The sequence below is a fragment of the Bartonella sp. AU18XJBT genome, assembly GCF_028618595.1.
Classification (GTDB): Bacteria; Pseudomonadota; Alphaproteobacteria; order Rhizobiales; family Rhizobiaceae; genus Bartonella.
Map to the genome: position 1 here is coordinate 1 of NZ_JAQITE010000046.1, position 8,742 is coordinate 8,742.

The window sequence follows — 8,742 nt, forward strand, 5'->3', positions numbered from 1 at the left end:
AGCCATTTTTTACTCCTTTCTTATATAAATTTTATCCACACACTCATCCCGCTTGTGACGTGCAAGGGAGTGGTTTTGATTGATTCAAGATAAGCAGGTTTGAAATGAGAGAATCTTACGTTATTCGGGGTTCTCATTCAATATGAATAACAACGAATTATATTTATAAATCAGTATGTTAATTTTGTTAGGTATTTTAGTTGTTATGTTGGCTCGTTTTTGATTGTTAGATTGTAATCTCGGTCGTTTTTTAATACGATGTGGTGACGTGAGGCATTATATCTTTGTTTGTTCCTATTGCTAGGCTGCTATTTTTGTAACGAATGCGCTTTTATTATAGGAACTTTTTCTTTTTAAAACTTTTAAATGAGGAGCTGTCTGCGTTTTTAGATTTTTGTAATAAGATTGCTATTTGATTGACCTGATAAAGATTTAGCTGTCATTTTGAATAAGAGTTTACTATTTAAGTTTTTAACTTTGTCAGAAGTAGGCTTTATTTATCCTATTTGCGTTGCTCTATAGGGCATACCAATTGATGTAGATAATAAGCAGCGTAATGGATTTTTAAAAATGAGAATGTTATAAATTCACTTGAAGTCTCTATCTAAGCTTTTCAAATAAAATTGATTTAATAAAAAGTGGTTGCAAAATTTTTCTCTTTTGGTTTTCCACCCATTTTGACATAAAATAAGAAAATCTTATGAAAATCTTAGAATGTGGGGGAAATATAAATTAAAGCTGTTTTGTGCTTATTTTTCCATCGTTAAAGTAAAACCCTATCTGTCCTTTTAGCAGTTGTTCGGCTTTTTTACCAAATATTTCATAGCGCCAGCCATTCATAGCGGGAATATTTTTCTTTATTCCTCCATTGGCAATTTTTTCTAAATCATTAGATGTTGCAATAATTTTAGGGGCAATGCTGTTTTCGCTTGCAACAATTTTTAATAACACTTTGAGCAGATCGATAACAGCAGCCGTCGTATCATTGAGTGGATTATGTTTAGGAATGGGGGGTAAAGTAGAAAGATCCACCTCTAAGCCTTCGTGGACAGCTTTGATTAATGATTGAGTAATTGAGAGTTTATCCCAATTCTTATTAAGACTGCGCAACCGTTTTAATGCAGATTCATCTTTTGGTTGTTGGGTTGCTATTTCTATAAGACATTCATCTTTTATGATATGACGACGTGGCATATTGTATCTTCGTGCTTCACGTTCACGCCAAGCTGCTATCTTTTGTAATACAGCAAGTTCACGAGGCTTTTTAATTTTTCCTTTCACTTTTTTCCATGCTTCATCTTCTGGCATATCATAGGTTTTAGGATTTAAAAGGATTATTATTTCATCATCCATCCAGTGAGCACGTTGATTTTTTTCTAACTTTTTTTTCAATAACAGATAAACATCTCTTAAGTAGGTTACATCGGCAAGTGCATAGAGCAGTTGTTTTTCAGACAAAGGTCGGCAACTCCAGTCTGTAAAGCGGGAGGATTTATCAAGATGATGCCCCGTGCAGCGTTGTACAATTTGATCATAAGAGATAGAATCACCAAATCCACAAATTGATCCTGCTATTTGCGTATCAAAGAGAGGGGAAGGAATAACACCTCCAAGATGATAAATTGTTTCAATATCTTGGCGCGCAGCATGAAAAACTTTTACAACGTTTTTATCGATCATAAGGTCAAAAAAAGGTTGTAAATCAATATCCGGTGCTATGGGATCAATCAAAACTGTGATATCTGGTGATGCGAGCTGGATTAAACACAGTTGAGGCCAAAAAGTTGTTTCGCGGATAAACTCAGTATCGACTGTTACAAAATCAGAAGTACGTAGAGCGTTAAGTGCAATTTCAAGATCTGTTGTTTGTGTAATAAGATTCATCATTTTATTATAATTCGATAAATTAAATTTGTGCTTTATTGACTTTATTTTCGCGTTTTTATTCTCATATCTTGACAAATGGTTATTAAAAAGCGTTTGTAGCGCATGTGAATATTATAATCAAAGGCAAAAACATGCACCGTTATCGCAGTCATCATTGTGCAGCTCTTCGTAGATGTGATGTAGGAACACAAGTTCGTCTTTCGGGGTGGGTCCATCGTGTTCGTGATCATGGAGGGATTCTTTTTGTGGATTTACGTGATCATTTTGGAATCACACAAATTGTTGCTGACCCTGCTTCTCCGGCTTTTAAAGTTATTGAAAAAGTGCGTTCTGAATGGGTTATTTGTGTGGATGGAGAGGTGTGTGCACGTTCCGATGAAGTTATTAATGCAACGCTTCCAACAGGTGAGATTGAAATTTTTGCACAAGAGGTAGAAATTCTTTCAAAATCTGATGAGCTTCCTTTACCGGTTTTTGGTGAGCCAGATTATCCAGAAGATATTCGATTAAAATATCGTTTTCTTGATTTGCGTCGGGAGACTATGCACAAAAATATTATGCGTCGGACTGAAATTATTGCAGCTATGAGACGGGCTATGCAAAATAATGGTTTTACGGAATTTACGACGCCACTTTTGACAGCTTCATCGCCGGAAGGAGCACGTGATTTTTTGGTTCCAAGTCGTGTTCATCAGGGAAAATTTTATGCGTTACCGCAAGCGCCACAGCAATATAAACAATTGTTAATGATGTCAGGTTTTGATCGTTATTTTCAGATTGCTCCATGTTTTAGAGATGAAGATCCAAGGGCTGACCGTCTTCCTGGTGAATTTTATCAATTAGATGTTGAAATGAGTTTTGTTGAGCAAGAAGATGTTTTAGCAACTATGGAACCTATTATGCGTTCTATTTTTGAAGAATTTGCAGATGGAAAGACTGTGACACAAAGCTTTCCTCGCATTTCCTATGATGAAGCAATGCAAAAATATGGTTCTGATAAGCCAGATCTGCGTAATCCGATCATTATGGAAGATGTTTCTCAGCATTTTTATAATTCTGGTTTCAAAGTCTTTGCTCAAATTTTAGCGAATGATGAGAATGCACAAGTGTGGGCTATTCCAGCTAAAACGGGTGGAAGTCGTGCTTTTTGTGATCGTATGAATGTATGGGCACAAGGTGAGGGGCAACCAGGGCTCGGTTATATTTTTTGGCGTGAAGAAGAAGGAAAATTTGAAGGAGCAGGGCCTATCGCCAAAAATATTGGTGAACAGAGGACTGAAGCAATCCGTATACAGCTTGGACTTGAAAGTGGTGATGCCTGTTTTTTTGTAGCTGGCGATCCAAAAAAGTTTGCATCTTTTGCCGGAGCAGCTCGCACAAGGGTAGGGGAAGAATTAGATCTTCTCGATAGAGATAGTTTTTCTTTGGCGTGGATTGTTGATTTTCCATTTTTTGAATGGAATGAAGATGAAAAAAAGATTGATTTTGCACATAATCCTTTTTCTATGCCTCAAGGGGGCGAAAATGCTCTTGAGACCCAAGATCCTCTTACTCTTAAAGCTTTTCAATATGATCTTGTTTGCAATGGTTATGAAATTGCATCAGGAGGAATTCGTAATCACTTACCAGAAATGATGCTTAAAGTTTTTGAACTTGTAGGTCTTTCTAAGGAAGTTGTGAAAGATCGTTTCGGTGGTCTTTATCGTGCATTCCATTATGGGGCTCCGCCACATGGTGGGATGGCTGCGGGAATTGACCGCATCATTATGCTGTTGCAAGGTGTTAAAAATTTGCGTGAAGTTGCTTTATTTCCTATGAATCAACAGGCGCTTGATCTTTTGATGAGTGCTCCTTCTGATGTTTCTCCTACACAATTACGTGATTTAGGAATCCGTATGGCTCCCTACTCACAAAAATAGCTCATAAAGTTGATTATGGATTGTTTTCATCTTTTTCTTATGCAGAGTGAAGTTTTGATGCCTCTCAAGAGCGTCGTGTGTGTGCTTTTTGTGAAATTTAGATAGACAAAAACGCTATTGTGTTGATTCTTTATGAGGCATTTTAATTTCTTGTTTCTATAGGGGCTCTTCTCTTTGTGATAGGTGAGGAAATGATTGTGATTGTTTTATCATGAATAAATTAGAAATGAGAGAATTCTATAATATTTGGGAGTCTCATTTTAGTTGAAATGAATGAATTATCTTTATATGCCAATATATTATTTATTTTTATTGAAGTTTTTACAACGTTGTAGCAGAGAATTGTGTCTCTTCGTTTTTATGATAATAATGTGGTTTTCCATTCTATCTTATTCTGAAAAGTTTAAATTTTATAAGCTTTAAATATTTTTTAGTTTTTCATAGAAAAACTGAATGGGGTTGTTATACAATTTATCTTTATAATAAAGATGATGTTTGAAAGGTGCTTTTGTCATTCCAAAAAGGATAAAATAACTCTTTGTGAGCAGTTAAATTATCGTCGTATTTGACAAAGCTTTTAATAAATTACTTAGGACGAGGGGGAAGGACATGTATAAATTTTTCAAATTGATATAATTTTCTGTTCATGTTTTAATCGCAGCGTTTGTTTTTATGTAATTGACTTTTAATAAAAAAGCCGACTCATAGAAGATTTCATTAAATAAATCCTATAAAATAATTCTTATCATTGTGGGAATTGTTGTATTAATACTATGTCTGATAAAATGAATTTACCTTTTGATAAAGAACATATTGAACCAATAGAATTACGTTCTGCTTTACAGGAACGTTATTTGGCTTATGCACTTTCTACGATTACACACCGTGCATTGCCTGATGTACGTGATGGATTGAAGCCTGTCCACCGACGGATTGTTCATGCGATGCGTCTTCTCAAACTAAATCCTGGACAGTCTTATGCGAAATGTGCGCGGATTGTCGGTGATGTCATGGGAAAATTTCATCCTCATGGGGACGCGTCTATTTATGATGCTTTGGTACGCTTGGCTCAAAGTTTTGCTGTTCGTTATCCGTTGGTTGATGGGCAAGGCAATTTTGGTAATATTGATGGTGATAATGCTGCTGCTATGCGTTATACGGAAGCACGTATGACTGAAGTGGCTGCATTGTTACTTGAAGGAATTAATGAGAATGCTATTGATTTTCGTTTAACCTATAATGAGGAAGATGAAGAGCCGGTTGTTTTACCAGGAGCTTTCCCTAATCTTTTAGCAAATGGTTCTTCTGGTATTGCTGTTGGTATGGCAACATCTATTCCACCCCATAATGTTGCTGAGCTTTGTGATGCAGCGCTCCATTTGATTGCCCATCCCGATGTAAATGATGAGGCATTAAATCAATTCGTTCTTGGTCCTGATTTTCCGACAGGGGGAATTTTAGTTGAGCCTAAAAAAAGTATTGAGGAATCCTATCGTGTTGGGCGTGGATTCTTTCGCTTGCGTTCACGTTGGCATCAGGAATCGGGCAGCCGTGGTTCTTATGTGATTGTTGTGACTGAAATTCCCTATCAGATTCAAAAGTCACGTCTTATTGAAAAAACAGCAGAGTTATTGCTTGCACGGCGATTGCCAATGCTTGAGGATATCCAAGATGAATCAGCAGAAGATATCAGAATCGTGCTGGTTCCTAAAAATCGGTCGGTTGATCCGGAGCTCCTTATGGAGTCTCTTTTTAAATTGACTGATTTTGAAGTAAGATTTCCCCTTAATCTGAATGTTTTGTCTTTGGGAAAAATACCCAATGTTCTCTCTTTGCGCGAGAGTTTACAGCAATGGCTCGAACATCGTCAAGAAGTCCTTATTCGCCGCTCTCATTATCGGCTTGATCAAATTGATTGTCGATTAGAAATTCTTCATGGATATCTTATTGCCTATTTAAATCTCGATGAGGTTATTCAGATTATTCGTGAAGAGGATGAACCTAAAAAGCAGCTGATCAGTCGTTTTGAATTAACAGAAAATCAAGCTGAAGCTATTCTTAATATGCGCTTGCGTTCTTTGCGTAAGCTTGAGGAATTTGAAATTCGTAAAGAATTTGAAAGTTTAAAAGCTGAAAAAGAAAAGCTACAGAATTTGTTAGCTTCTCCTATAAAACAATGGAAAATAATTTCAGAAGAAATAAAAAAAGTTCGAAATACTTTTGGCCCTGAAACCCTCTTAGGGAAAAGACGAACGACATTTGAAGAGGCACCCAGACATGATCTTGATGATATTCAACAAGCAATGATCGAAAAAGAACCGATTACTATTGTTATTTCTGAAAAGGGGTGGATGCGTGCTTTGAAGGGACATTTGAACGATTATAAAGCACTTTCTTTTAAAGAAGGAGACAGTTTAAAGTTAGCATTTCCAGCATTTACGACTGACAAGATTGTGCTGATCAGTACGGGGGGAAAGTTTTTTGCACTTGGTGCAAATAGTTTACCTGGAGGGCGGGGACATGGTGAACCTATTCGTATTTTAGTTGATATGGATGATGAGCACGATGTTCTTACAGCTTTTGTGCATCACGCAGAGGAAAAACTGCTCTTGGTTTCATCTCACGGTAATGGTTTTATTGTTCCTTCTGCAGAAGTGATCGCCAATACACGAAAAGGAAAGCAAGTGATGAATGTGAAAGCTCCTGATAAGGTAAAGCTTTGTGTTCAAGTAAATGGTGATCATGTTGCGGTGGTTGGAGAAAACCGTAAAATGCTTATTTTTTCTATTGAACAAATACCAGAAATGAATCGCGGTAAAGGTGTTCGTTTACAGCGTTATAAAGAAGGTGGTGTTGTTGATGCCAAGACTTTTAATTTATCAGAAGGCTTAAGTTGGCAAGATACAGCTGAACGAATCTTTAATCGTCAGGCGGACGATCTCTTTGAATGGATGGGAACGCGTGCGGGCGTCGGGCGTTTGGTTCCAAAAGGATTTCCAAAATCAGGAAAATTTATTAATTAAATGTATTTTATAAATGGGGAAAATTCCCTATGGTTTTATGATTGTGTAAGATATTAATTTATAAGGATAATTTATTATTTTTATATTGAAAAAAAGACCTAAAGCGTGAGTTTTTTCTTATTTCGATCTTGTTTAGGTTAAATCAATTGTAGTTTGACAGTAGGTTTTATACTAAGTGGGAAGAGGTTGGATTAGGTAGGAATACGTGGTAATTTGTTGTTTTTATGGTTATTTTTTACTATTAAATGCGCGTTTTATCAAAATAGATTTTGACACCTAAAATTGTAAAAAAGAGCGAAAATCAGAAAAAAGTGCGTTTTCATGGTAAAAATGAGCTATAGCTTTCATAGCAGAGCAAAATTTTGAAAACCTTACATTTTATAAAAGCGTTTGTTTATTTGTCTTATGAAACGCTGCTTTAAAAACCAACGCACGTAAATGTAAAAACCGTTTTGTTAAAGCTACCAAGCGTTTTGATTTGTTTGATACGTTTGATAGCAATGAAAAGCGTTTATAGGCTCTCTTATTCAAATGAGTGAGTAAAAATCATATGGATCATTTACATTCCTTTTGATAAGTTTTCATATCTCTCATAGAGCGCTTGCAATATGATACGTTTTGTATATATACCCTCATTACCTTTATTAGGGTTGATTCATAAGGATAAACATTTGAAAGCCGCGTCATATCAATTGGCACGGCTTTCTTTTATTTTACTCTCTCTTTTATGATATGTTTATTAGCAATGCATCTTATATGCGTTTATAACCATAGAGAAGGCATGCCCCCCATGTCTGTTTTTATTCTGTTTTATCAGTTATATTGACAAGCTTATCGCTTTCATACACCTCACAATTTTTGGGAACCAACCTTACTTTGCTTTTTTTATTGATTTTTGCATTGCCATAGACAGAGCCATAAATCTCACAAGAGCCCCCCACGCTAGCAGAGCCATAGACCTTGCCATAAATTTTTGCACGACCATTAATAACAGCATAATTATAAACCTTTCCATGGCTATAAATGCAAGCCGAGCCAGAAACCTTGGCATGACCATAGACCCTTGCATAACTAAAAACCGCAGCATCATAAGAAACATGCGCATGGTCATAAATATGAGCATCAGCAAAAACGCGGGCAGTGCCACTTATATGAGCATTGCCATAGACATGACCACAGACCTGAGAAAAATGGCGTATTTTTGCATTTTCATAAACACGGGCATAGCCATAAACCCACGCATTATCATAAACCCAGCAATTGCCATCATGAGAGAGGTTGCTTTCCTTTTCAATAAAGCCGCCTAGATCGCCAGCTTTGATATCATCAAAATCTTTTAAAGCACGAATGCGATAAAGAGTTGTAATCTGTTTAGTAATCCTATCTTTAATTTGTTTAATTTCACTGGTTAATTCATATTTTTTGCACATAAAGATACCCTCACAATCTAATGTGATAAACAGTTGATAAAATTTGAAATGGAAAATTGGATTAGAAAGCAGGCGCCCCCGCACCGCCCGCGTCTTATTTACGCAGCTTCATTTATGGTTTTGTTATTATTCTCAATATCATCATAAATTTTTTGATTGCCATCAACTATAGCATTGCCAAAGATTTTTACTAAGTAACAAACATATACATTGTCAGAAACGACGGCATTATCGTAAACATGAGCAGCCCAATCAATACGAGCAGAGCCTAATATTTTTGCATTGCCATAAACAAAGCCCTTTACATAAGCATTATCAGCAATTTTCGCATTGTCAGAGATTTTTGCATCAAAAATGATATTAGCTTTATTACAAACAAAGGCATTGTCATAAACTTGACCACGAACGATAGCATTGTCATTAATTTTTGCATTGCCATAAACATGAGCATTTGCACCGAAAACCCATGCATCATCATTAACA

At 36.2% G+C, this 8,742-nt stretch carries 4 protein-coding genes and 1 pseudogene; 2 read left to right on the forward strand and 3 right to left on the reverse strand.

The features are described from left to right. Positions 1-732 precede the first annotated feature (732 nt). Positions 733-1,887 carry a ribonuclease D gene (gene rnd / locus PVV60_RS08710; protein ID WP_273724337.1) on the reverse strand — a complete coding sequence of 385 codons (1,155 nt, stop codon included), beginning with the start codon at positions 1,885-1,887 and terminating at the stop codon, positions 733-735. A gap of 131 nt (positions 1,888-2,018) precedes the next feature. Between rnd and aspS the strand changes: the two genes are divergently transcribed. Together aspS and parC are read left to right on the forward strand one after the other, a co-directional pair. Continuing rightward, positions 2,019-3,806 (forward strand): aspartate--tRNA ligase, encoded by a 1,788-nt coding sequence (gene aspS / locus PVV60_RS08715; protein WP_273724338.1) that lies wholly within the window; start codon positions 2,019-2,021, stop codon positions 3,804-3,806. A 773-nt stretch (positions 3,807-4,579) separates the two neighbouring features. Continuing rightward, on the forward strand, positions 4,580-6,829 hold the full coding sequence (parC, locus tag PVV60_RS08720; RefSeq protein ID WP_273724339.1) for a DNA topoisomerase IV subunit A: 2,250 nt from the start codon (positions 4,580-4,582) through the stop codon (positions 6,827-6,829). 800 nt (positions 6,830-7,629) lie between these two features. Here the strand turns inward: parC and PVV60_RS08725 are convergent. Together PVV60_RS08725 and PVV60_RS08730 are read right to left on the reverse strand one after the other, a co-directional pair. Next, positions 7,630-8,259 carry a hypothetical protein gene (locus PVV60_RS08725; RefSeq protein WP_273724340.1) on the reverse strand — a complete coding sequence of 210 codons (630 nt, stop codon included), beginning with the start codon at positions 8,257-8,259 and terminating at the stop codon, positions 7,630-7,632. 98 nt (positions 8,260-8,357) lie between these two features. Continuing rightward, positions 8,358-8,742, reverse strand: a pseudogene (locus PVV60_RS08730) (hypothetical protein); the annotation flags it as partial.

Excerpts from the sequence above, each read along its gene's own strand:
- parC (WP_273724339.1), top strand. The coding sequence starts at position 4,580 with ATGTCTGATAAAATGAATTTACCTTTTGATAAAGAACATATTGAACCA.
- aspS (WP_273724338.1), top strand. The coding sequence starts at position 2,019 with ATGCACCGTTATCGCAGTCATCATTGTGCAGCTCTTCGTAGATGTGAT.
- PVV60_RS08725 (WP_273724340.1), bottom strand. The coding sequence starts at position 8,259 with ATGTGCAAAAAATATGAATTAACCAGTGAAATTAAACAAATTAAAGAT.
- rnd (WP_273724337.1), bottom strand. The coding sequence starts at position 1,887 with ATGATGAATCTTATTACACAAACAACAGATCTTGAAATTGCACTTAAC.